Consider the following 25912-nt stretch of genomic DNA (forward strand, 5'->3'; position numbering starts at 1 on the left):
TAGACTTTTGTTATTATGTTTGTATAACAAACATTATGGAGGAGAAATAAATGGAATACTTTAAGTTAAAAGAAAATGGAAGTGACGTAAAAAAAGAAGTCATTGGAGGCATAACTACATTTTTGACAATGGCATATATTATTGCAGTTAATGCAAACATATTAGGTGATCCTGCTGTAGGAATGCCAGCACCAGCAGTAGTAACAGTAACTTGTTTAACAGCAGCATTCGCTACTATCTTTATGGGCTTATACGCAAACCTTCCCTTTGCATTAGCATCAGGAATGGGACTAAATGCATTTTTTGCGTATACTGTAGTAATTGGAATGAAAGTTCCATGGCGAGTAGCTCTTGCAGCTGTATTTGTAGAAGGAATTATATTTATTATATTATCATTGTCAAATGTTAGAGAAGCTGTAGTTAACGCAATACCGACGACTTTAAAATTGGCGGTTACAGCGGGAATTGGACTTTTTATTGCATTCATTGGTTTCGTAGACTCAGGTATTGTTGTTAGCAACGATGCAACAAAGGTTGCTATGGGTAAATTTACAAGCCCTACGGTACTAATAACTGTAACAGGTGTAATTATAATTGTAATTTTATCAAAGAAAAATATAAAAGGAGCTATATTATGGGGAATAGTTGCAAGTACTATATTATCTTGGTTATTTGCAATAATTTCACCAGAAGTCGCAGCAACTTATAATATAAGCACACCAACGGGAATATTTAAATTTGAATCAATATCACCAATTGCAGGTAAATTAGATTTCTCATATCTAACTGATCCCAGCAAAGTATGGGGATTTATAACAATAGTTCTAACATTCTTATTTGTAGATTTTTTTGATACTATAGGAACATTAGTAGGAGTTGCTTCAAAGGTTGGAATGGTTGATAAAGATGGTAAGGTGAAAAATGCTGGACGTGCATTGCTTGTAGATTCAGTTTCTACTACTTTGGGAGCGTTCCTTGGAACTTCAACTGTAACTACTTATGTAGAAAGTTCAGCTGGAGTTGCTGAAGGCGCTAGGACGGGACTTGCTTCAGTGGTAACTGGAATATTATTTTTAATAGCAATGTTTTTTTCACCTTTGTTCATTGCAATACCAACATGTGCAACTGCACCTGCACTGATAATTGTAGGCTTTTTCATGATGGAGAACATAGTTAAGATAGATTTTACTGATTTTACTCAGGGAGTACCTGCTTTCTTAACAATTGCTCTAATGCCACTTACATATAGTATTGGAGATGGATTAACAATAGGAATTCTTTCTTACGCAGTATTAAACCTTATAAACAATATATTTACTAAGGATGCAAGTAAGAAAACAAAAGTTTCAGCTGTAATTTATGTTTTGGCACTCTTATTTATAATTAAATTAATTATTACTGGCTAAAAATAATTATAGAGATATTAGAAAGATACTATGACATGGGAGAGAACTTATCATGCTATAGTATTTTTTTATTATTTACAAAAGTGGTGTAACAAATTTAATATCACTTGAATAACATAATATAAAAATGTAAAAAGGGTGATATTATGAAAATAAATAATAGATTGTCTAATGTTGATGAATACCATTTTAAAAAAATTGATGATATAAAGAATGAATCAACACTTTTTGGTAAAAAAATAATAGACCTAAGCATTGGAGATCCAGATTTAGAAGTTCATTCAAATATTACAGATGCATTAATTGAAGGATTAAATTATCCGCGATATAACAATTACCCTACCTATGATGGTTTAATTGAACTTAAAAAGGCAGTTAAAAAATACTATTACGATGTTTACAGTGTGAGTTTAGAGTTGGATGAAATAATAATTCTTATAGGGTCAAAAGAAGGTATAAGCAATATTATACCGGCTGTTTGTGATGTTGGAGATTGCGTAATAGTACCTGAACCGGCATATCCTGTGTACAAAATTTGTTCCAAACTATGGGGATGCATTCCATATACTGTGCCGCTCACGCAAAGTAATGGATATATGCCAAATCTAGATATTATCCCTGAAAAAATTGTTAACAAATGCAAGCTTATGTTTGTGAATTATCCTAATAATCCAACAGGTGCAGTAGCGAGTAGTGAGTTTTATAAACGCATTGTTAAGTTTTCTTATGATAATAATATTGTTTTATGTAATGATTCAGCATATAATGAAATAATTCAAGTAAATAAACAACCTATTAGTCTTATGCAATATGATGTTAATAGGCATTGCGTAGAGTTTGGAACTTTATCTAAAACTTACAATATGACAGGATATAGAATAGGGTACGCAGTAGGGGATGCTAAGGTAATAAATGCTCTACTTAAGATAAAAAGTAATTGTGACTCCGGTCAATTTATTCCAGTTCAGAAGGCGGCTATTGCTGCTCTTAATTTAGACCGTGGCTATGTCCAAAGTACGCGAAGAATATATGATGATAGGCGTTTAGCGGTCAAAAGTGTCCTGTTACAAAAAAACATAGATTTTTTTGATGCTGATGCTACTTTTTATTTATGGTGTAAAACACCTAAAAACTATACGACTAATGAGTTTTGCGAGGAATTATTGATTAATTATGGAATTGTGGTTACTCCTGGAAATGTTTTTGGAAAACTAGGATATGATTATTTCCGTATTGCACTTACAAAAGATAAGCTTATTATCGAGGAAGCACTAATGGCTCTAAAAAAATATATTCGCTAAATTATTATTGATATAATAATATTATTGGTATAATATTAATTATATTGGAAATATTTTATTATAAGTATGAGTAATTTTAAATACATTAATTTACGGTTTACGCTGTTTTTAAAAGAAAAATCGTAATAAAAGCATAAATTTATAATTTAAGCTTGAAACTTGGGTTATAGTTTATGTATAATTATAAAGTGCTCAAAATGAACATGGAAAGGATGCGTTGTTATGATTAGGAGTATGACTGGATTTGGGAGAGGAAACTCTGAAAAAGACGGTAATAGCTTTACCATAGAGATTAAAAGTGTTAATCATAGATATTTTGAAACTAATATAAGAATGCCTAGAGTATTAATATCTTTTGAGGATAAAATTAGGAAGATAATTGGTGAAAAAGTAAAAAGAGGAAAACTTGATGTTTTTGTAACTCAAGGTAGTAATGATAAGGAAGATGTAGAAGCTTATTTAAATGAAAAATTAGCACAAAGCTATATAAACTGTTTTAGAACTTTAAAAGAAAAACATGGATTATATGGTGATATATCAGTTGATGCTATAGCAAGGTTACCTGAGGTAATAACACTTAAACAAAAGGAAGAAGATGTTGCACTGACATTTGATCAGATTGAAGAAGCATTAACCAAGGCACTTGCATCTCTTCTTTTTATGAGAGAAAGAGAAGGCGAAAAATTGTTTGAAGATGTTAAGCTTAAGTGTAATTTAATTGATAATCTAGTTGAAAATATTAAGAAAAGAGCGCCTCTTGTAGTTGGTGAGTATAAGTTGAAACTAAACCAAAGATTAAATACTTTGAATAAGGAAGTTGAATTTGATGAGAATAGGGTTTCTATGGAGATCGCAATTTTTGCTGATAAAGTTGGAATTGATGAAGAACTTGTGAGGCTAAATAGTCATATAGAGCAAATGAGAGAAACTCTAGTTCTTGGAGAACCTGTTGGTAGAAAACTTGATTTCATTATTCAAGAATTGAATAGAGAAACAAATACTATAGCTTCAAAAGCAAATGATTTAGAAATTTTAAATACAGTAATAAGTATGAAAAGCGAAATAGAAAAGATTAGAGAACAAATACAAAACATAGAATAAACAGGAGGCCCAAGATGAGTATAAAGCTTATAAACATAGGATTTGGAAACATTGTTTCAGCAAATAGATTGGTAGCTATAGTAAGCCCTGAATCAGCTCCAATTAAAAGAATAATTCAAGAAGCAAGAGATAGAGGCATGCTTATTGATGCTACTTATGGACGAAGGACCAGAGCAGTTATTATCACTGATAGTGACCATGTTATATTGTCAGCTGTTCAACCTGAAACTGTTGCACATAGGTTATCTGTTAAGGATGATGAACATCTAGATGAGGTTGAAGAATAATGAAATGTAGGGGACAGTTGATTGTTATTTCAGGACCTTCCGGTGCCGGTAAAGGTACTGTATGCAGTGCTCTCCTTGAAAAAAATGATTTTTGGATTTCGGTATCAGCTACAACAAGAAGCCCAAGAGATGCTGAAAAAAATGGTATAGACTATTTTTTTATAAGTAAGGACGAATTTAAGGAGAAAATTGAGACAAAAGACTTTCTTGAGTATGCAGAGGTTTATGGAAATTATTATGGAACGCCTAAATCTGAAGTTATAAAAGTATTAGATAGTGGCCGTGATGTAATACTAGAAATAGACATTCAAGGTGCCCTTAATGTAAAAATGGCTTATCCAAGTGGTTTGTTTATTTTTATTCTTCCACCATCAATGGAGGAGTTAAGAAATAGAATTACAAATAGGGGTAGTGAAACACCGGAATCCCTAATTACTAGGTTTACATCTGCACATAAAGAAATCAGTTTTGTATCAAAATATGATTATGCAGTTGTAAATGACACTGTAAATAATGCTTGTGATAAAATTCAAAGTATTGTAATTGCAGAAAGGTGTAGAGTTGATAGAATGAACGGAGATTTTTTAAAGGAGGAAATATGTAATGAATAATGAAATGATTAATCCATCAATAGTAAACTTATTAGAAAAAGTAGATAACAGGTACTCACTAGTTGTGGCAACATCAAAAAGAGCAAGACAAATAATAGAGGGGCAAAGTCCACTTGTACATGTGGATTCTAATAAACCTGTTACTATAGCTATACATGAAATTTATGAAGGAGCTATTGTTGCAATTACTACACATGAAGGAATAAAATAATATGGAAAATAAAAAGATTGTAGTTATTGGTGTAACAGGTGGAATAGCGGTATATAAGGCTCTAGATGTTATTAGTAGACTTAAAAAAGAAAATGTTGAAGTATATGTTATTATGACAAAAGCTGCAATAGAGTTTGTAAATCCTATAACCTTTCAAACACTTAGTCAGAATATTGTCATTTGTGATATGTTTGATGAACCTAAAGCATGGGAGCTACAACATATATCTCTTGCCAAAAAGGCGGATTTATTTGTTATAGTTCCAGCAACTGCAAATATAATTGGTAAGGTTGCAGGTGGCATTTCAGACGATATGCTAACTACTACTATTATGGCAACAAAGGCACCAGTTATTTTTGCACCAGCAATGAATGTCAATATGTATAATAACAAAATATTGCAAAGCAATATTAAAAAGCTAAAGGAATTTGGGTATGGGTTTATTGATCCTATATCTGGAAGACTCGCTTGTGGGGACATAGGTGAAGGAAAACTTGCACAAACTGAAGATGTGTTTGAAATAATTATGAGTAATTTATACCCAATAAAAGATATGGTTGGCATTAAGGTTTTAGTTACAGCGGGGCCTACAATTGCACCTATTGACCCTGTAAGATATATAACTAATAGATCATCTGGAAAAATGGGATATGCCATTGCAAGTGAAGCTAGAGATAGAGGTGCACTTGTAACTTTAATATCTGGACCATGTTCAGAAAAAGTGCCTACTGGTGTAAATATTATAAGAATAAGCACTAATGATGAGATGAGGAAGGCTGTAATAAGTAATTTTGAAAATAGTAATATAGTTGTAAAAGCAGCAGCTGTATCTGATTATAAGACTAAGATATACAGTAATAGTAAAATTAAAAAAAGTGAAAATGGATTAAATCTAGAATTTGTTCGTGATAATGACATTCTACAAGAATTAGGGTCACTTAAGAAGAATCAAATACTCGTAGGTTTCGCGGCTGAAAGCAATGATTTACTTCAAAATGCGAAAACAAAACTTCTAAAGAAAAATTTGGATTACATAGTTGCGAATGATATAACAAAAACAGATATTGGTTTTGGAACTGATGATAATAAAGTGATTATTTTAAGCAAAGATAATGATCCAATAGCGATAGACAAAATGTCTAAAAAAGAAATTGCTAGGGAATTGTTTAATTTAATAAATAAAAAGCGCTAATGCGCTTTTTATTTATAGAGGGACATGAAAATTATAAAATTAAAAGGGTGATTAAGTGTATCAGTATGCTGGAGTTGTGGTGAATAACGATTCGGTTCAAGTGGATAAGATTTTCACATATAAAATACCTATTACTTTAATAGGCAACGTTCATTTAGGATTTAGAGTTAAAGTGCCATTTGGTAGAGGAAATAGGACATTGGATGCTTTTGTTTTAGAATTGTATGAGCAGTGTGATAACGTGAATAATATTAAAGAGGTAGCAAATATTTGTGATGAAATACCACTTCTTAAAATAACTGATATTAAACTTGTAAAGATTATGAAAAAGAAATATCTGTGTACATACTTAGAATGTATAAAAGTTATTATTCCTAGAGGCATTACAAAGGGTATAAAAAAGAAAACTGCGTTATTATTAACTACGTGCAAAGATCTTGAAGGTAAATTTCTAAAGCAGCCATATATTAGTATTTATGAGTTAATACAATCAAATAATATGAAATATAACAAAAATGAATTTAGTAAACTTTTTAAGAAGTCATTATCTTCAATTAATACAATGATTAAACATGAGTTTTTGGGGACGCGAGAGGTTATAATTAATAGGTATAGTGAAAAAAACTATTCTAGGTATGAAGAAAAAGTACTAAATGATGATCAAAAAAGATCAGTAGATTTAATAATGAATTCTAATAAGAAAAAATTTCTTATTCATGGAGTTACAGGTAGTGGAAAGACTGAGATATATATGAATTTAGTTAGCTCTATGTTAAAAGATAATAAACAATCCATAATTTTAATACCTGAGATATCTTTAACGCCTCAGATGGTTGAAAGATTTAAAGGCAGATTTGGGCGTGATATAGCAGTTTTTCATAGTAGGTTATCTGATGGTGAGAGGTATGACGAATGGATGAGAGTAAAGGAGGGGAACGTTAAAATTGCTATTGGGGCAAGATCAGCTATTTTTCTTCCATTTGAAAATTTAGGATTAATTGTTATTGATGAGGAGCATGAATCAAGTTATAAATCTGATAGCGACCCCAAATTTGATGCACGTGAAATTGCATATATGAAGTGTGAATTAGAAAATTGTCTGTTAATATTAGGGTCAGCTACACCTTCTGTTGAAAGCTATTATAGGGCAACCATAAATGAATTAGAATTAATTACTATAGACGCGCGTGCTGATGGTGCTGCTATGCCAAAAGTTGAAATAGTTGATATGCGTGAAGAGCTTATGAATAACAATCGTTCGATATTTAGTAAATCATTACATGAGGGAATTACGCAGTCCTTAAGAAAAAACGAGCAAGTAATTTTATTTTTAAATAGAAGAGGGTTTTCAACATTTGTATCTTGCAGAAAATGCGGATATGTTTTCAAATGTAAAAAATGTGATATTTCATTAACTTATCATAGTTCATCTGATTATCTAACTTGTCATTATTGCGGCGAGAAAGAAAAAATTAGTAAAGTATGTCCTAGTTGTGGAAGCACTTATGTAAAATATTTTGGAGTTGGAACAGAACAAATTGAACAAGAAGTTAATAGGATTTTTCCAAGTGCAAGAACTTTAAGAATGGATTTTGATACAACACGGAAAAAAAATTCTTATGAATATATGTATAATACCTTTAAAAATAAACGGGCAGATATTTTAATTGGAACTCAAATGGTTGCTAAAGGATTAGATTTTAAGGATGTTACTTTAGTAGGGGTAATAGCTGCAGATTTATCACTTAATTTACCTGATTTCAGGGCTTTTGAGAGGACGTTTCAACTAATTACCCAAGTTTCAGGACGTGCAGGCAGAGGTAGTAAAGAAGGAAATGTAGTTATTCAAACATATAATGCAGACAATTTGACCCTTCAATATGCTGCAGAAAACGACTATGCTAGTTTTTATAAAAATGAAATCATGATGAGACGTGCTATGGACTATCCACCTTTTACAAGTATTCTAGTTATAAATTTGAGCTCTGAAAATGAGGCTTTATTAATAAAAAGTATACAAAATGTTGGTGAAAATTTAAAATATAAGATTCAAAATAATGATAAAATTACATTACTAGGACCGTGTCCTTGTGGTGTTTCTAAAATTAAAAATTTTTACAGATGGCAAATTATTATTAAAGGAAATATTCAGCAAACAATTGCGTTAGAAATAAAGAATTTAGTTTATGAACTAGTTAAAAAGGTTTATACAAGTATTCGAGTTAGTATAGATATGAATCCAAGCAATATGATTTGATAATGCAAAAGGTGATTATTATACCATTTGGAGCAAAATGATAAGTGATGAGGGGGTTAAGGCATGGCTATGAGAACAATTAGAACCAACGGCGATGACATATTAAGAAAAAAAAGTAAGGTTGTAGTTGACATTAACCAAAGAGTTTTATTATTAATTAAAGATATGAAAGAGACTATGTATAATTCTAAAGGAATTGGTCTTGCAGCTCCACAGGTTGGTATACTAAAAAGAATAGTAGTTATTGACATTGGAGAGGGACCTATAACATTAATTAATCCGGAAATTATAGAAATGCAAGGATCACAACTCTCAAGTGAAGGTTGTTTAAGTATACCAGGAGTACAAAAAAATGTAGAGAGGCCGGAGTTTGTAAAAGCCAAGGGATTAAATGAAACCGGAGAAGAGATGATAATTGACGCGCAAGGACTTCTTGCAAGAGCAATATGTCATGAAATTGATCATTTAGATGGTATATTATTTATAGATAAAGCTATGGAAGGTGAGGGAAAATAATATGAAGATAATTTTTATGGGTACACCAGAATTTTCGGTGCCTTCTTTATCTAGTCTTATTAATGAATTTGAAGTCAAAGCTGTTTTTACTCAGCCAGATAGGCCAAAGGGAAGAGGTAAGAATTTATCAATGTCAGCTGTAAAAGAGGTGGCATTAAACTATAATATACCAGTATATCAGCCGATAAAACTTAAAAATAATGAAGAAATGTTAGAAATAATAAAAAATATAAAACCAGATTTTATTGTAGTTGTGGCATTTGGTCAAATTCTTCCAAAGAATATTTTGGATATACCTAAATATGGATGTGTAAATTTACATGCATCATTGTTACCAAAATATAGAGGCGCAGCTCCTATAAATTGGTCTATAATTAATGGCGATAGCAAGAGCGGCAATACAACAATGTTCATGGATGTTGGCCTTGATACAGGTGATATACTTCTCTCACAGGAAGTAGAGCTTACAAGCGATATTACAGCAGGTGAGCTTCATGATATTCTTAGCAGTAGTGGTGCACAGCTTTTAGTTGAAACAATAAACGGTATAGCAAGTGGCGTTATAAAACCTGTTAAACAGGAAAATGAATTTAGTTCATATGCATCTAAACTCGGGAAAGAAATGGCTAATGTAAATTGGGAAACTGGTAGTATTAATATTCACAATTTTATAAGAGGGTTAAATCCATGGCCAATTGCATATACTCATTATGAGGATAAGGTAATGAAAATATATAAATCTAAAGTAACTAGCTTGGTATCAGATAAAAAGATTGGGACTATTTTAGAAGTTTCAAAAGAGGGAATAAAGGTAGTTACAGGAAATGGCGTTTTACTTATTGAAGAAATACAATTTCCAGGTAAAAAGCCATTAAAAGTAAAGGATTATATAATAGGGAACAAAATAAATGTAGGCGTAATTTTAAATTAAGAAATAAAAAACTGCTTAGGTATAAGTTTATTATTATATCTATGAATTTATTATAATTTAAATATTGGAGGAGAATGAATATGTTTTTTTTTGATAGCACTATACTAATATTATTGCCAGCTATAATTATAGCAGCATTTGCACAGATGAAAATCAAGTCAACATTTAGTAAATACTCTAAGGTGAATAGTTCAAATGGGTATACTGGGGCTCAAGTAGCTAGGATGATTATGGATGCTAATGGACTTTTTGATATACCTGTGGAGATAGCCCCTGGAAAGCTTACTGATCATTATGATCCGTCTAAAAGGGTTATGAGACTTTCAAAAGAGGTGTATAATGGAACTTCAGTAGCATCTATTGGAGTTGCTGCTCATGAAACTGGCCATGCACTTCAGGATAAACAGCGATATGCTCCGTTAAAGATTAGGAATGCTATAGTTCCTGTTGTTAACTTTAGTTCTAATGTATCATGGGTGTTATTTATAATTGGTATAATTTTAAGTATTAATTCTCTAATAAATATTGGTATTATACTATTTTCAGCAGTTGTAATATTTCAGCTAATTACACTACCTGTTGAATTTAATGCATCGAGTAGAGCACTTAAGGTTTTAGAATCTAGAAGTATCTTATATGGAGATGAAATAAAAGGCGCTAAATCAGTATTAAGTGCAGCAGCTATGACATATGTAGCAGCAACATTAATGGCAATTTCGCAGCTTACACGTCTTATTCTTATAGGTCGAAATAGATAAATAAATAAATAAAATGGGAAATTGAGGTGACAGTATGAATAACAGTAGGCTTGTAGCAATTGCAGTTATAGAAAAAGTATTAAATGAAAATGCTTATTCTAATATAGTTTTAGGACTTGAACTTAACAAATCAGACCTGAGTGATAAAGATAAGGCACTAGTTACAGAAATAGTTTATGGAACGCTAAAATATAAATATACTATAGATAAAATACTGTCTAAATATGTTAAAAATGGATTGGATAAATTGGAGAGTTTCGTTTTAAATATACTAAGGATTTCAATTTATCAGATTAGATTTTTAGATAAAGTTCCTGGTTTTGCAGCTGTTAATGAGGCAGTAAATTTAACTAAAAAGAAGTCGAATGTAGGGGCATCAAAACTTGTTAATGGAGTACTTAGAAGTTATCTAAGAGATTCCGGAGCAAAGTATTACAACGAAGAAGATAATATTGAAAGATTATGTTTTGAGTATTCATTTAGTAAGTCTTTAGTTAAACTCTTTATAAGGCAATATGGGCCCAAAAGTGCTGAAGTAATTCTTAAAGGCCTAAATTATAAACCTGATGTTACAGTTAGAGTTAACACTTTAAAATTAACATATAAGGAGATATGGGAAAAACTTGTAGATAATGGATATAATATAGAAGCAGGCTATGCATGTAAAAATGCAATACGAATAATTAAAGGTAAAAATATAGAAAATAACCTTTTATTTAATGAAGGTAGCATAACAGTTCAGGATGAGTCTGCAATGCTTACAGCGCTTTCTATGGATCTACTTGAAAACTTAAATGTTCTAGATCTTTGTAGCGCACCAGGAGGAAAGACAACACACATTGCTGAACTTATGAAAAATACAGGTCATGTGAGTGCGTTTGATATACATAAAAATAAATTGTCATTAATTAAACAAAATTTATATAGAATAGGAATTACAAATACAACTTGTGATGTTATGGATGCTACGGAGTATTCTGAGTATTTATTTGAATCTGCTGATAGAGTACTAATAGATGTTCCGTGTTCTGGACTTGGGATTATTCGAAAAAAACCTGAGATAAAGTGGAGTAAACATATAAAGGATATAAAAAGTTTAATAGATACGCAAAGAAATATAATGGAAAATGCTTCAAAGTATGTAAAAAAAGGTGGAGTAATTTTATATTCAACTTGCACCCTTAACAAAGAGGAAAATGAAAATAACATTGATTGGTTTATGGAGTCTCATCCAGAATTTAAGATAGAACCTGTATCCTTGGGAGAACTTGATAATATAAACTATAACGATAAAGGTTATGTTACCATATTTCCAAATGAATATATGGATGGGTTTTTTATAGCCAAAATTAGAAAGTTATAATAGGGGAATAAAATGATAAATATATTAGATCTTAATTTAGTAGAGCTGAAAAAATGGATGAAAGATAATGGGGAAAATGAATTTAGAGCAAAACAAGTATCAGATTGGGTTTATAAGGATATTTGGGAATTTGAAAAAATGAATAATATTCCTCAAGGTGTAAAGGGAAAGTTAAAAAGTAATTTTTACATAGGAATACCAGAGCTGATAGAGCAGTACAGTTCAAAACTTAATGATACAAAGAAATATTTGTTTACGCTTATGGATGGTAACTTAATTGAATGCGTTATTATGAAATATAAACATGGAAATTCAATATGTATATCCACTCAAGTTGGATGTAGGATGGGATGTAAGTTTTGTGCATCTACAATCGGTGGAATGGTTAGAAATTTAACGCCAGGAGAGATGTTGGCACAAATAATGAGGGCTCAGCAGCTAATAGGAGAGAGAATTTCTAATGTAGTACTTATGGGGAGTGGCGAGCCATTTGACAATTTTGATAATGTAATGAAGTTTCTTGAGATTGTAAATTCAGAAAATGGACTTAATATTGGTCAAAGACATATAACTTTATCTACATGTGGGATTGTACCAAAAATTAAAGAGTTTGCTGATATGAACATGCAAACAACACTTGCTATTTCGCTCCATGCATCTACTGACGAAATTAGAATGAAAAGTATGCCAATTGCAAACAAATATTCTATTGCAGAAATTATTGAAGTCTCTAAGTATTATATAAATAAGACTAATAGGCGGATAACTTTTGAATATGCGCTTGTGAAGGAGCTTAATGATAGTCGGGTAGATGCAGAAAAATTAAGTGATTTACTTAGAGGCATGTTATGCCATGTTAATCTAATTCCTATTAATGAGATAAAAGAAAATAAATTTAAAAGATCTTCAAACGATAATGTTTCTGAATTTAAGAGGATACTTGAAACCAATGATATTCAAGTAACGATAAGAAGAGAAATGGGACTTGATATTAATGCAGCGTGTGGTCAACTTCGGAGAAGCTACATTAAATGTGAAGAACTTAAATAAAGGGGTGTAACAATGCTGGGTGTTTTGTCTGATGTTGGAAATATTAGAAAAACAAACGAAGACTCTGTAGGTTATTTTGAAACTAGTGATTTTGATATTTATGCAGTAGCTGATGGTATGGGAGGGCATAATGCGGGAGAGGTTGCAAGTGAACTTGCCATTAAGAGTATAATGGAGTATATAAAAAATAATCACGAGGGCTTAGACCTAAAAGAGGTTCTTTCAGACGGAATAAAATGTGCAAATAAAGAAATTTATGATGTTGCAAGTGGTAATGATTCACTTAAAGGAATGGGGACAACTATAACAATATGTTTAAAAAAACAAAATAAAATGGTCGTTGCAAATGTAGGGGATAGCAGTTGTTATATTATTGATAATAACAGAAAGTTATTGAAAATCACAAGGGATCATTCTCTTGTGCAACAGCTTTTAGATAACGGTTCTATAACGGAAGAAAGTGCTAGAACTCATCCAAATAAAAATATTATTACGAGAGCACTTGGAACAAATGAGGTTGTAGAAGTAGATTTGTTTGAGGTTGATTTAGATAATGTAATTAAATGTATTTTGTGTACGGATGGGCTTACCAATGATGTGACTTATTCTGAAATGTATGATATTATTATCAAAAATGAAAATGCATCTAGCTGCAAAATGTTAGTGGAGTTAAGCAAATCTAAGGGTGGACGTGATAACATATCAGTTATAGTGTTTGAAGGAGGGTGCAGAGATGATAGGAACCATACTAGGCAGTAGATATGAACTCCTCGAAAAAATTGGAGAGGGTGGTATGGCAATAGTTTACAAAGCTAGGTGTCAATTACTCAATCGTTATGTTGCTGTGAAAATACTAAAAGAAGAATTCTCTAATAACATAGATTTTATGGAAAAGTTTAAAAAAGAAGCTTTATCTGTAGCTAGCCTCTCATCAAATAATATAGTTAATATTTATGATGTTGGGCAAGAAAGAGATATAAACTATATAGTAATGGAATATATAAAAGGAAAAACATTAAAGGAAATTATAGTTCAAAATGGTAGTATGAATTATAATTTGGTGTTAGACTACGGTATGCAAATTGCCAAAGCACTTGAGTGTGCTCATAAAAATAACATTATTCATAGAGATATAAAACCGCATAATATTTTAGTGACTGAGGATGGAACAGTTAAAGTTACAGATTTTGGGATAGCAAAAGCTGCCAGTTCTGTAACTATAACCAATACTAGTACAGTTATGGGATCAGCTCACTATTTTTCGCCAGAACAAGCTAAAGGAAGTTTTGTGGATTTTCGAACGGATATTTATTCTTTTGGTATAGTCCTTTATGAGATGGTTACAGGCAGAGTGCCTTATGATGCAGATAGCCCTGTTTCAGTAGCATTAAAACATATACAAGAAGTCGTTGTACCACCTAAACAAATAAACGGGAATGTTCCTGAAAATTTAAATAAATTAATATTAAAGGCCATAGAAAAAGAGCCTATAAAGAGGTATCAAACTGCGAAAGAAATATTTTTAGATTTACAAAGAATACAAAATAATAGTTCATATTCTATCGCAACTAGTAGCATGGAAAATGAATACACAAGAGTTATGGCACCTGTAAATGTAGAAGATCATAAAAACGAAGATGAAGATAAAAATAAAAATAAAAATGAAAATGAAAATCTAAAGCCTAAAGTTAAAAACAATAAAAACAATAAAACTAAGATAATAGTTATTATTGCTTTTATTTTATTGATTCTTTTAGGTAGTGCTGCTGGACTCTTACTTAGAAACTATATTACAAACAAGCAGGAGGCTGTTGTAGCCAAGATATTAGTGCCTACAATTATTGGTTTAGATAAGGCAGAGGCAAAGGATGCAGTTGAAGCCAAAGGTTTAAAGATTGTTATAACTGAAGAAAATAGCGACAAGCCAGAAGGTACTGTTATAGTAAGTTTCCCAGAGGCGGGAACAGAAGTTGAGGCAAATAGCAACGTAAGAGTTACGGTAAGTAAAGGGCTTGAAAGTTTTAAAATTCCTTCTGTTGAAGGGAGTAATGAATCTTTGGCTGAAGCTAGTATTAAGCAAAATGGATTGATTGTCGGTGATGTTACAAAAGAATTTAGTGATTCTGTGGAGAGTGGAAATGTAATAAGGCAAGATCCTAGTGAAGACAGTTTAGTTAAAAAGGGCGATATGGTAAATTTAGTAATAAGTAGGGGGGCGGAAGCTAAAACAGCTAAGGTTCCAGACTTAATGGGTTTATCAATAGATGCAGCGCAGCAAGCATTAAAAACTAAAAAATTAACATTGGGTGATAAACAAGAAAAGATAACAGAGGATAAATTACAGGATGGCAAAATATTTAATCAAACTATTGAGGCAAGTACGCCAATTCCAGAGGGTTATTCTGTAGGAATTAGCTATTATAAGTATCAGGAACCTGTAAAAGAGCAATTTGATGTTCCGGACTTTAAAGGCAAAACTATTAAAGAGGCGAAAGATTTAGCATCGCAAAAGGATATAACTATAGTGGCTCCAGGAAATGATGAAGATATTGTTGATTCGCAAGATAAGTTAGCAGGGACTAAGGCGAATGTTGGAGATGTTATAACTTTAACAAGTAAGGTGGCGGTTGCTCCAGTAACTACTGAAACACCAACACCACCAGAATCAGCAACCCCTAATAAAAACAAATAATTATATCTTTGAAAATATTTTAATGAAGGAGTATATATGCAAGGAGTAATCATAAAAGGTATAGGTGGATTATATTTTGTAAAAGCTGAAGACAAAGTCATAGAATGTAAGGCGAGAGGAAAGTTCAGGTATACTGGGCTTTCTCCCGTTATTGGTGACAAAGTGGAAATAATGTTAGAGAAAGATATTACCAAAGGCGTAATTGAAAAGATTTTTCCAAGAGATACAGAAATGATACGACCAGTAGTTGCTAATGTTACGCAAGCATTTGTAGTTTTTTCTTTCAAAAAACCTGACTTAAATATGGAACTACTTAATAAATTTCTAGTGCTTTGTGAACATTATGGATTAAAGATAGTTCTATGTCTAAATAAGCTAGATTTAGTTACCGAGGTTGATGAAGATATTGTAAAAGAATTAAAAAGCGTTGGATGTGATATAATATTTTTAAAAGCAAAAGAAGGAATGGGACTTTTGGAGCTTAAGACAAAAATAAAAGATAATATTTCTGTTTTTTGTGGACCATCTGGAGTTGGAAAGTCAACTATACTTAATAATTTACTTGGTAGAGAAGCTATGAAAACTGGAGATATAAGCAAGAAATCTCAAAAAGGTAAACACACAACTCGTCACAGTGAACTTATTGAATATGAAGAAGGTTTTTTGCTTGATACCCCTGGATTTTCATCTCTTAGTTTAGACTTCATAGAAAAAGAGAAATTACAGGAATGTTTTCCTGAGTTTGAAAAACATAGATGTGAATGTAGGTTCTCTAATTGTATGCATTACAAAGAACCCAATTGTAGGGTTAAGCAGGCAGTAGAGGCTAATGAAATTTACAAGGACCGATATAAATTTTATATAAAGACATTAGAAGAAATTATTGCTAGGGGGAATAACAGATGATAAAAATAGCACCATCAATATTGTCAGCAGATTTTTCAAGGTTAGGGGAGCACATTAAGCAGTTAGAAGAATGCGAGGCTGATATGATTCATATCGATGTAATGGATGGCATGTTCGTACCTAACATTTCTTTTGGAACCCCTATTATTAAGAGTGTTAGAAAAATAACTAAATTACCTTTTGATGTACATCTTATGATAGAAGATCCTTCTAGATATGTAGAGGAATTTGCAAAAGCAGGTGCAGACATTATAACAGTTCATTATGAAACTGATAGGCATATTGATCGAACTATTAATTATATAAAAAGTTTTGGAATTAAAGCAGGTGTTGCATTAAATCCTGCAACGCCTGTGGCATTACTTAAAGAGATAATAAGTAATCTTGATATGGTACTTATTATGTCAGTAAACCCAGGATTTGGAGGTCAAAAGTATATTAAATATTGTTCAAATAAAATCCAAGAAGTTAGAGATCTTGCAGATATTTATAATAAAGACATCATGATTCAAGTTGACGGTGGCGTTGATGAAACTAATATTCACGATGTTGTGAGTAGTGGTGCGAATGTAATTGTAGCCGGCTCTGCAGTATTTAAGAATAATGAAATTGAGAAAAATATAAAGGCACTAAGGGCTGGTATTTAACATGAAGGTCATAATAATATCAGGAGGTAATCCGCCCTCAAAAGAAGTACTTAAAAAAGAAATTATTAAGGACACATTTTTAATTGGGGCAGATAGTGGTGCAAATTGCTTGTTTGATTATAAAATAAAACCTGATTTGCTTGTTGGGGATTTTGATTCGATTGATAAAAAAGTGCTTAATTATTTTAAACAAAACAATTGCAAAGTCGATACTTATCCAACAGAAAAGGATTTTACTGACACTGAGATTGCAGTTGAAAAGGCTTTACTCATGAAACCTGATAAAATAGTACTCTTAGGGTGCATTGGAAGTAGAATTGATCATATACTTGGAAACATAGGAATGCTAAAAATATGCCTTGAAAAAGGCGTTGACGCGTGTATTGTGGATGAAAACAACAATATTAGGTTAATTGATACAGGGGCTTCTTTAAAAGGCGTTAGAGGCCAGATATTCTCACTTGCGTCATATGGTGATGAAGTAATTGGATTAACAATTGAAGGTGCCAAATATCCATTAAATAACTATAATTTAAAAATTGGACAGAGTATATCAATTTCTAATGAATTTGAAGGCCACCAAGTCAAGCTTAAATTTAAATCTGGAACCCTTTTGGTAATACTAGCAACAGATTAATTTAAACTATTTTTTATTGAGATCATCAATAAAAAATAGTTTTTTTATTTTGTCAACATTGCTTAAAATGAATCATATAATAATACTGGAATACTTTGAGGGGGAATAACTTATGAAAAGGTGGTTTAGATATTTACAGAGGCAACTTGGGGTAATCATAGTGTGTTTAGGTATAGGAATAATAACAGTGGTAATAGTTCCGTTTTGGTGGTGGATAATTGTTGTGGGAGGAGGAATCGTTTATTTTGGTTTTAGTATAATGGATCACAATAATCATTGTTAATTGTTAGTTGTTAGTAATTTATAGAAAAAAGTAGGTTCAGAAGAATTTACTTATGTATTTTAGGGCATCATAAAAGTTAGTAACTTTTTAATTATATAGGGATTATAATTAAATGGTTTTGTATATAAAATATTTGGGAGGTAAGAAAATGAGAATTATGGCTATTAAATTACCGAGATTTATGTCCCGAATAATCAGATTTTTCTTAAGAAAATAACATATAAAAATTTGACGATTAGAATTTTAAGGTAAAATTCAACTGTAAGTGGGTTTAGATAAGATGTAAATATAGGTTGGATTTAAATAAAAAATGCAGCTACTAGGCTGCATTTTCATTTCTTAATTATATAGCACGTTGTACTTTACCTGAACGAAGACATCTAGTACATACATGTATAGACTTAGGCGTTCCGCTAACTATAGCTTTAACCTTTTGGATATTTGGAGCCCATTTTCTTTTTGACTCACGGTGTGAGTGACTATATTGGCTACCTGAAATAACACCTTTATTGCATATTTCGCATTTTCTTGACAATGAAAACACCTCCTTAAGACTATGAAGAACAAAATCTTCTCAATTGAAACACGCATTATTGTAACATATATACTGCTACGCGTGCAAGCAAAAATAAAAAGTATTAGCAATAAAAGTAATTATTATATTAAATTTGTTGAATAAATTACTATTATAATATAAAATAATCTATATAGAACTATAAGGAGGAATTACAATGAAGGGTAACATTATAAACGAGAATGGTACTATATATTATTCAGAGGAAGCATTAGCTAATATAGTTGGCATTTCTACAACTGAATGTTATGGAGTTGTAGGCATGGCACTCAAAGATGCTAAAGATGGGTTTTGGCAATTAATTAAGAATGATAGTTTAAACAAAGGAGTTAAGATTAATTCTAAGGAAAATAAACTATTTATTGAATTATATATAATAGTTGAATATGGAACAAAAATATCTGTAATAGCAAATAATATAATTCAAAAAACAAAATATAATGTTGAAAATTATACAGGGCTGAAGATTGGAGCAATAACAGTGAATGTCCAAGGCGTAAGGGTCTAAGGGGGAATAAACAGTGGAATACTTTAAAATAAATGGACAGCATTTCCGTAATATGGTAATAAATGCATCAAATAGGTTAGAAGAAAAAAAAGAGTACGTGAATTCGCTAAATGTATTTCCAGTTCCAGATGGTGACACAGGGACTAATATGTCAATGACATTTAAGTCAGCAGTTCAAGAAATTGAAAATATCGAAGATAAGTCAATTGGTGAGATATCAAAGAAGATAGCTAGAGGCGCTCTGATGGGCGCAAGAGGCAATTCAGGCGTTATACTATCACAAATATTTAGGGGCATTGCAAAAGGGCTAGAAGGCAAATCAGATGCAACTTGCGAGGAATTTTCTAAAAGTATTTTGGAAGGCTCAAAATTTGCGTATAAGGCTGTTATGAGGCCAACTGAAGGAACTATATTAACTATTATTAAAGCTGCTGGGGAATGCGCAGTGAGTAGCGAGCAGGAAAACATTGTTTCTCTTTTGCAAGAGATTTGTGAGCATAGTGAAATAGTGCTGGATAAAACTCCAGATATGCTTGCAGCATTAAAAGAGGCAGAAGTAGTTGATGCAGGTGGCATGGGACTTTTAATATTACTTAAAGGCATGCATGAAGCATTAGAGAGTGACATGAAAGCAGCAATTAATAAGGGTGATAAGCAGAGTAATATAGCAGTGCCATCACCATCTGCAACTCAACATATACCTGTTAACATAAAATTTGCATATTGCACCGAATTGTTAGTAATAGCTCCAGATGTTGATACTAATAAACTAAAAAAATATCTAGAAGAGTTTGGGGATTCAATGGTTGTGGTTTCTCAAGATGAGTTCCTTAAAATTCATATACACACAAATGATCCGGGGTTAGTACTTTCAAAAGCAGTAACATTAGGAGAACTTTCTAAAGTGAAAATTGAAAATATGCGGGAACAACATAGAAATTTATTAGGCATAATAGATGAGAAAGTTGAGAAACCTGTAAAAGAAAATGTTTCTGAAAATAAGAAATATGGATTTATATCTGTTGCACTTGGAGAAGGGATTAAGAATATTTTTGAGGATTTGGGTGTGGATGTTGTAATACAAGGCGGCCAGACTATGAATCCAAGCACACAAGACATATTAGATAGTATCAATGAAATTAACGCAGAAAACATATTTATATTACCTAATAATAAAAATATAATTATGGCTGCAAAGCAAGCGGTTGAACTATCAGAAAAAAATGTAATTGTAATTGAGTCTAAAACTATACCGCAAGGGATAACCGCTGTAACAATGTTTAACAACGAAGTTAGTGTAGAAGAGAATGAGAACACATTAAAAGAAGCAATAAAAAATGTTGCAACAGCCTCTGTAACATACGCAGTTAAGGATACTCAAACAGACGGAATTATAATAAAAGAGGGCAATATATTAGGTTTAGTTGAGCAAGATATTAAAGAAGTTGGTACAGACATTTATAAAGTTTGTACAGATATTATTGGTAGTATGATTACAAGTGAGAGTGAGCTTATTACAATTTTTTATGGTGAAGATTGTGTAACAAGTGAAGTAGAAGAATTTATTTCTAAGATAGAACAAAAATACCCAGATATAGACATACAACACTATAATGGCAAACAACCGTTATATTATTTTATTGCGTCAGTAGAATAAAAGCCCTAGGGCTTTTTTTCTTGTAGCGGTGCGTCCGTGATGAGCATAATACAACAAATGAATTTATTAGTAAAATTTTATTCTTGGAGTGGTATTTGTGGATATTTATAGTGATATAAAATATATAAAGGGTGTTGGCCCTAAAATGGCAGAAAACTTGAATAAATGTGGTATTTATAATGTGTTAGATATATTATTATATTTTCCGAGAGATTATGAGAATGTATCAGCGCATAAAAGTATCCTAGAATGCATGGAGAATGAAAAAGTTATTATAGAATGTAGCGTTTTAAATATATTAAAAGATGTTAGATTAAAGAATAATAAAACTCTTTCTACCATAGTTTTTTTTCAAGGTGACAACAAATTCAAAGGTAAATGGTTTAATCAGATATATGCAAAGAATAGTTTTAAAATTTCAAATGAATACATTATTACAGGGAAAGTTAGCAAATTCAAAGAAGAGATAATAATTATGAATCCTAAAATCATGAAGAATACATCAATGGATACAAATACTATTATTGCAAAATACCCACTTAAAAATAATATTACAAATAATTTTTTGAATAAAATTATATCTGGATTGCTAAGTGATATTAGTATTACAGAAAATTTACCAAAGTGGATTGTGGATAAATATGATTTCTGCTCTTTAGAGGCTGCGGTGAGAAATATACATAGCCCTGTAAGCTTAAAACGTCTTGATGAATCAAGACGAAGGCTTAAATTCCAAGAGTTATTTACGTATTCATTAAAAATATTAATGCTAAAAGAGTTTATAAAATTTAATAATGATGGTATTCAATTTAAAATAGCGCCAGAACTTATAGTATTAAAGGAAAAATTGCCATTTGAGCTCACCAATGCTCAAAGTAAAGTTATAAGAGAAATCCTAATAGATCAGAAAAAAGCTAAAGGTATGAACAGGTTGCTACAAGGGGATGTTGGTAGCGGTAAAACTATAGTTGCAATAATTACTATGTTTAATGTGGTAAAAAATGGGTATCAAGCATCTATAATGGCACCAACTGAGATTTTAGCAAAGCAACATTATGCAGAAATTCAAAGTGTATTAAAAGATTTTTCATTAAACATAAAATTGTTAAGTGGAAGCACAACTCCTAAAAACAAACAATTAATCAAAGAGGAATTAAAAAGAGGAACTATTAATATTATTGTTGGAACTCATGCTCTTATTGAAGATAATGTAGAATTTAAAAATGTAGGCATGATTGTTACTGATGAGCAACATCGATTTGGAGTATCACAAAGGAATAGGTTATCGAGTAAAGGCAAAAACATAGATATTCTTGTAATGACAGCTACTCCTATTCCTAGAACATTGTCATTATATTTATATGGTGATTTAGACGTTTCTATAATAGATGAATTGCCACCTGGTAGGCAAGTAATTGACACAAGTTATGAGGATATGGAATCAAGTGAGCGAGTATATAACTTTGCTTTAGATGAGATTAATAAGGGAAGACAAGTTTATATAGTTTGTCCACTGGTAGAAGAAAATGAAGAAATGAAGTTAAGCTCAGTTGAGATGCTTTATGAAAAATTAAAAAAAGAACAATTTAAATCTATAGAAATAGGAATGATATATGGTAAAATGCCAGGTAAACTTAAAATCGAAATAATGGATAAATTTAAGGCAGGTGAAATTAAAGCACTAGTTTCTACTACTGTAATTGAAGTTGGAGTAAACGTTCCTAATGCCACAGTTATGATAATTGAAAACTCAGAGAGATTTGGACTAGCACAACTTCATCAACTTAGGGGAAGAGTAGGGAGAGGAAAGCATAAGTCATATTGTATACTTCTAGCTAAAATTACAAATAATGTAGTGAGAAAAAGGTTAGAAGTACTTATAAAAAGCAATGATGGCTTTTTTATTGCAGAAGAAGATTTAAAAACTAGAGGTGCAGGGGAATTATTTGGAATTAGGCAGTCTGGTGAATCGGGTCTGATATTGGCAGATATAATTTCCGATATAGATATTTTAAAGCTTGCAAATAATGAAGCTAAAATGTTATTGCGGAGTGATAATACTTACGACGTGCGCGTAAAGAATGAAATATTAGAAAAAATCAAGAAAAGCTCTAGTTATATTTGCTTTAATTAGGTAAAAAATATCTTTGTATAAATTAAGTATATATGTTAAAATATTATCGAAACTTGCTTAGATGGAGGAATAAACATATGAGAATTATTGCAGGAAATGCAAGAGGAAGAAAATTATTGTCACCTGTTGGCATGGGAACAAGGCCAACATTAGATAGAATTAAAGAGTCTATGTTTAGTATAATTCAAAATAAACTAGTTGGAGCTGTTGTCGTAGATATGTTTTCAGGCACGGGTAGCCTAGGACTTGAAGCAGTGAGTAGGGGCGCTTCAAAATGTTATTTAATTGATATGGGTGATACTACATTTGAGATGTTACAAAAAAATGTAGATAATTTAAAGTTTAATGATAAATGTGAATGCTTAAAAGGTGATACATATGAATACATGAAGCGATTTGCAAATGAAAAAATTATGTTTGACTTAATTTTTATAGATCCGCCATATGCTAAAGATATGATTCCACCTGCGATTGAAATAATTGGTTCAAATGGTCTCTTAAGCAAAGAGGGGCTAATTATTTGTAAAATAGATTCATCTGAAGAAATATACTCGGGTAATTCAATTATTCACCTTTCGAGTTCAAGAAAATATGGTAACACTCGTGTATTGTTTTATGAATACAAGTAATTAAGTAGTAAAGAATTATTGACCTAAATAGATGAAATACGTGGATAATAACAATTTATAATTGTTGCCATATCCAATGGCAAAATATGGAGGCATAACATGAAAAAAGCAATTTGCCCTGGAAGTTTTGATCCAATAACAAATGGACATTTAGACATTATCGAAAGGGCTTCTAGAGTTTTTGAGGAATTAATCGTAGGAGTACTTGTAAATTCTGAAAAAAAATGTCTCTTCACTGCAGATGAGAGAGTAGAGCAAATAAAAAACGCTGTGAAAAATTTGTCTAACGTTCGCGTTAAGAAGTTTAGTGGGCTACTTGTTCACCTAATGAATGAAGAGGGTGCTACGGTAATTATTAAAGGGCTGAGGAGTGTTTCAGATTTTGAATATGAGTTTCAAATGGCATCAATGAATAATAAATTGGATCCAAGTAAGGAAACTGTGTTTATGATGACAAAAACTGAGTATTGTTATATAAGTTCTTCTTCAGTTAAGCAGGTTGTTATGCTTGGAGGAAGTATTAAAGGATTGGTGCCAGAAGAAATTATTCCAGATATTATTGAAAAAATTAATTTTAAATAAGGGGGAAATATGGATATAATTAAACTTTTAGAATATCTTCAAGGAATTATTGAGAGTTCTTCCAAGATACCCGTTACAGGAAAGGCAGTTATAAATAAAAAAGAAATACTAGATATAATAGATCAAATTATAAATCATTTGCCGGATGAGTTCAAAAAATCTCAGTGGATATGTGATGAAAAAGAACGAATTATGGGTGATGCAAAAAAACAGGCTAAAATTTTTGAAGATGAGACAATTGACAAAATAAGAAGAAGAGTTGAAAAGCAAGACTTAGTTAAAGAAGCGCAGACTCGCGCTGAAGAAATTATTGCATCAGCTCAGAGAGATGCTAAAATCATGAGACTAGGGGCTAAGGACTATGCTGATGAAACATTATCACAATTAGATAAAGAGATTGAACTTAAGGGTCAGAAAATGCTTCATAAAATTAAAGGTGACGTTCAAGAATTTTTAATATCTCTCCAGGGAGAGGTTACGGACACAACAACTTCAATAAGAGAGAATGTAAAAGAATTAAGAAGTATGAAATAGTTTAATTATATTTATGAGTAATATCGGTACAAATAAAATCAATAATATTAAAAAATATAAATTACCACTTTTATATGTACCTATAGTATTAAAAGTAAAAACAGATGAAGTATGTAGAAAAACATAATATAAAATTATTGTTAGAATTGATGAGATTATACCTTGAATGAATTTTCGAGATATGTATTTTTTTATTGAGACATCATATTTATAGGTATAGCTATAAACTTGAGAAATTATAGATAAACCACTAAAAGCAATTAAAAAACTCAAAACTGGGAGTTTTATATACAGATTTGAATTACTAGATGCTATTAAATAACACCCATTGGTCATCTCAAGCATACCTAAGAGCAAGCCTTCTACAAAATTGCTGGAAGAGCCAATAATTGAAGAAAACTTATTAAGGGCAATGTTAAATAAGACATTGTCCTTAATCATTCCTGTTATTACAGAAAACACTACGATAAAACCACCTATGTTTAAAGAATTTTTCAAGGCATCTTCAATGCTACTTTTTAATATCATACCAATATTTTCATTAGATTTAGTATTTCTTGAAAAATTGCTACTCCTATTTTTAATTTTAAAACAAGAACTTTTTGATGGAATAATAAATCCCATAAGGGTGCATGAGAGAATATTAGATAGTAATAATATATAACCTATTTTATTGCTTAGCATCATAGAGGCACCAACTGAACCTATAATAAATAGAGGACTAGAATTAGATGCAATGTTTAACAATCTTTCGCAGGTGTTTAAATCAATTATATCTTTTTCGTACAAGTCGCAAGCATACCTTGCGCCTAAGGGATAACCACATAATAGGCTAATTAAAAGTGCAAAATTACATTCTTTTGGTAATTTCAATGGTGTGCAGATAAAGCTACCTAATAATTTAGAGTAAATATTAATGCCATCGTAGCTTATTATAATGTTTATTACAACTAAAAATGGGAAAAGAGAAGGGAAAATAGCGTTGAAAAATAATTTTGCACCTGATATAGTATATTCGATACATATATTTGGCTCTAATATTATTTGAAGTATAATAAGGGAACAAATTATTGTTACAGATAGATTCATTTTTAAAGTTTTAAATAGCTTATATAACAATAACATTATGGAAATTAATAATATGA

At 31.2% G+C, this 25912-nt stretch carries 27 protein-coding genes; 25 read left to right on the forward strand and 2 right to left on the reverse strand.

Annotation, left to right across the window (positions count from 1 at the left end; genetic code table 11):
• Positions 1-50: 50 nt before the first annotated feature.
• The 19 genes from ACREVX_RS03910 (at position 51) to ACREVX_RS04000 (ending at position 18149) form a co-directional block, all read left to right on the forward strand.
• Positions 51-1406: an NCS2 family permease gene (locus tag ACREVX_RS03910; protein ID WP_431542858.1), complete on the forward strand. Its 1356-nt coding sequence runs from the start codon at positions 51-53 to the stop codon at positions 1404-1406.
• A gap of 146 nt (positions 1407-1552) precedes the next feature.
• Positions 1553-2707, forward strand: a complete 1155-nt coding sequence (locus ACREVX_RS03915; protein ID WP_431542859.1) for an aminotransferase class I/II-fold pyridoxal phosphate-dependent enzyme — start codon at positions 1553-1555, stop codon at positions 2705-2707.
• A gap of 222 nt (positions 2708-2929) precedes the next feature.
• The gene (locus ACREVX_RS03920) at positions 2930-3808 is read left to right on the forward strand and encodes a YicC/YloC family endoribonuclease (RefSeq protein WP_431542860.1); all 879 of its coding nucleotides are present in this window, start codon (positions 2930-2932) and stop codon (positions 3806-3808) included.
• Between the two features lie 14 nt (positions 3809-3822).
• The gene (gene remA / locus ACREVX_RS03925) at positions 3823-4095 is read left to right on the forward strand and encodes an extracellular matrix/biofilm regulator RemA (RefSeq protein ID WP_216104699.1); all 273 of its coding nucleotides are present in this window, start codon (positions 3823-3825) and stop codon (positions 4093-4095) included.
• Positions 4095-4706 (forward strand): guanylate kinase, encoded by a 612-nt coding sequence (gene gmk / locus ACREVX_RS03930; protein WP_431542861.1) that lies wholly within the window; start codon positions 4095-4097, stop codon positions 4704-4706. The genes remA and gmk overlap by 1 nt, the downstream gene beginning before the upstream one ends.
• On the forward strand, positions 4699-4917 hold the full coding sequence (gene rpoZ, locus ACREVX_RS03935; protein WP_431542862.1) for a DNA-directed RNA polymerase subunit omega: 219 nt from the start codon (positions 4699-4701) through the stop codon (positions 4915-4917). The genes gmk and rpoZ overlap by 8 nt, the downstream gene beginning before the upstream one ends.
• A 1-nt stretch (position 4918) precedes the next feature.
• Positions 4919-6109 carry a bifunctional phosphopantothenoylcysteine decarboxylase/phosphopantothenate--cysteine ligase CoaBC gene (coaBC, locus tag ACREVX_RS03940; RefSeq protein ID WP_431542863.1) on the forward strand — a complete coding sequence of 397 codons (1191 nt, stop codon included), beginning with the start codon at positions 4919-4921 and terminating at the stop codon, positions 6107-6109.
• Positions 6110-6164: 55 nt separating this feature from the next.
• Positions 6165-8366 (forward strand): primosomal protein N', encoded by a 2202-nt coding sequence (gene priA / locus ACREVX_RS03945; RefSeq protein WP_431542864.1) that lies wholly within the window; start codon positions 6165-6167, stop codon positions 8364-8366.
• A gap of 63 nt (positions 8367-8429) precedes the next feature.
• A complete protein-coding gene (def, locus tag ACREVX_RS03950) occupies positions 8430-8882 on the forward strand; it encodes a peptide deformylase (RefSeq protein ID WP_431542865.1) in 453 nt (150 codons plus the stop codon).
• 1 nt (position 8883) lies between these two features.
• Positions 8884-9813: a methionyl-tRNA formyltransferase gene (fmt, locus tag ACREVX_RS03955; protein ID WP_431542866.1), complete on the forward strand. Its 930-nt coding sequence runs from the start codon at positions 8884-8886 to the stop codon at positions 9811-9813.
• Between the two features lie 80 nt (positions 9814-9893).
• The gene (locus tag ACREVX_RS03960; protein WP_431542867.1) at positions 9894-10571 is read left to right on the forward strand and encodes a zinc metallopeptidase; all 678 of its coding nucleotides are present in this window, start codon (positions 9894-9896) and stop codon (positions 10569-10571) included.
• A gap of 34 nt (positions 10572-10605) precedes the next feature.
• Complete coding sequence (gene rsmB, locus ACREVX_RS03965) at positions 10606-11934, forward strand: 16S rRNA (cytosine(967)-C(5))-methyltransferase RsmB (RefSeq protein WP_431542868.1); 1329 nt, start codon at positions 10606-10608, stop codon at positions 11932-11934.
• A gap of 12 nt (positions 11935-11946) precedes the next feature.
• Positions 11947-12984: a dual-specificity RNA methyltransferase RlmN gene (gene rlmN / locus ACREVX_RS03970; protein WP_431542869.1), complete on the forward strand. Its 1038-nt coding sequence runs from the start codon at positions 11947-11949 to the stop codon at positions 12982-12984.
• Positions 12985-12996: 12 nt separating this feature from the next.
• Positions 12997-13743 carry a Stp1/IreP family PP2C-type Ser/Thr phosphatase gene (locus ACREVX_RS03975; RefSeq protein WP_431542870.1) on the forward strand — a complete coding sequence of 249 codons (747 nt, stop codon included), beginning with the start codon at positions 12997-12999 and terminating at the stop codon, positions 13741-13743.
• Positions 13718-15676: a Stk1 family PASTA domain-containing Ser/Thr kinase gene (gene pknB, locus ACREVX_RS03980; RefSeq protein WP_431542871.1), complete on the forward strand. Its 1959-nt coding sequence runs from the start codon at positions 13718-13720 to the stop codon at positions 15674-15676. The genes ACREVX_RS03975 and pknB overlap by 26 nt, the downstream gene beginning before the upstream one ends.
• A 36-nt stretch (positions 15677-15712) precedes the next feature.
• On the forward strand, positions 15713-16582 hold the full coding sequence (gene rsgA, locus ACREVX_RS03985) for a ribosome small subunit-dependent GTPase A (RefSeq protein WP_431542872.1): 870 nt from the start codon (positions 15713-15715) through the stop codon (positions 16580-16582).
• Positions 16579-17229 (forward strand): ribulose-phosphate 3-epimerase, encoded by a 651-nt coding sequence (gene rpe / locus ACREVX_RS03990; protein ID WP_431542873.1) that lies wholly within the window; start codon positions 16579-16581, stop codon positions 17227-17229. Before rsgA ends, rpe begins: the two co-directional genes overlap by 4 nt.
• A 1-nt stretch (position 17230) precedes the next feature.
• Positions 17231-17866: a thiamine diphosphokinase gene (locus ACREVX_RS03995; RefSeq protein ID WP_431542874.1), complete on the forward strand. Its 636-nt coding sequence runs from the start codon at positions 17231-17233 to the stop codon at positions 17864-17866.
• Positions 17867-17978: 112 nt separating this feature from the next.
• Complete coding sequence (locus ACREVX_RS04000) at positions 17979-18149, forward strand: hypothetical protein (protein ID WP_431542875.1); 171 nt, start codon at positions 17979-17981, stop codon at positions 18147-18149.
• A 343-nt stretch (positions 18150-18492) separates the two neighbouring features.
• On the opposite strand, the gene rpmB is transcribed toward ACREVX_RS04000, so the two are convergent.
• Positions 18493-18684, reverse strand: a complete 192-nt coding sequence (rpmB, locus tag ACREVX_RS04005) for a 50S ribosomal protein L28 (protein ID WP_165413696.1) — start codon at positions 18682-18684, stop codon at positions 18493-18495.
• A gap of 196 nt (positions 18685-18880) precedes the next feature.
• Here rpmB and ACREVX_RS04010 point away from each other — a divergent pair, with 196 nt between their 5' ends.
• From ACREVX_RS04010 to ACREVX_RS04035, 6 genes are all read left to right on the forward strand, one after another.
• Positions 18881-19231 carry an Asp23/Gls24 family envelope stress response protein gene (locus ACREVX_RS04010; RefSeq protein ID WP_431542876.1) on the forward strand — a complete coding sequence of 117 codons (351 nt, stop codon included), beginning with the start codon at positions 18881-18883 and terminating at the stop codon, positions 19229-19231.
• A 13-nt stretch (positions 19232-19244) separates the two neighbouring features.
• A complete protein-coding gene (locus tag ACREVX_RS04015) occupies positions 19245-20888 on the forward strand; it encodes a DAK2 domain-containing protein (RefSeq protein ID WP_431542877.1) in 1644 nt (547 codons plus the stop codon).
• 97 nt (positions 20889-20985) lie between these two features.
• The gene (gene recG / locus ACREVX_RS04020) at positions 20986-23022 is read left to right on the forward strand and encodes an ATP-dependent DNA helicase RecG (RefSeq protein ID WP_431542878.1); all 2037 of its coding nucleotides are present in this window, start codon (positions 20986-20988) and stop codon (positions 23020-23022) included.
• A 77-nt stretch (positions 23023-23099) separates the two neighbouring features.
• Complete coding sequence (rsmD, locus tag ACREVX_RS04025; RefSeq protein ID WP_431542879.1) at positions 23100-23651, forward strand: 16S rRNA (guanine(966)-N(2))-methyltransferase RsmD; 552 nt, start codon at positions 23100-23102, stop codon at positions 23649-23651.
• Between the two features lie 99 nt (positions 23652-23750).
• Positions 23751-24233, forward strand: a complete 483-nt coding sequence (coaD, locus tag ACREVX_RS04030; protein WP_431542880.1) for a pantetheine-phosphate adenylyltransferase — start codon at positions 23751-23753, stop codon at positions 24231-24233.
• Between the two features lie 9 nt (positions 24234-24242).
• A complete protein-coding gene (locus ACREVX_RS04035) occupies positions 24243-24767 on the forward strand; it encodes an ATPase (RefSeq protein ID WP_431542881.1) in 525 nt (174 codons plus the stop codon).
• On the opposite strand, the gene spoVV is transcribed toward ACREVX_RS04035, so the two are convergent.
• Complete coding sequence (gene spoVV, locus ACREVX_RS04040; protein ID WP_431542907.1) at positions 24750-25892, reverse strand: dipicolinic acid transporter SpoVV; 1143 nt, start codon at positions 25890-25892, stop codon at positions 24750-24752. The two genes, ACREVX_RS04035 and spoVV, sit on opposite strands and share 18 nt — an antisense overlap.
• Positions 25893-25912 lie beyond the last annotated feature (20 nt).

The sequence above is a fragment of the Clostridium sp. genome (genome assembly GCF_050717545.1).
Taxonomy (GTDB): Bacteria; Bacillota; Clostridia; order Clostridiales; family Clostridiaceae; genus Clostridium_AD.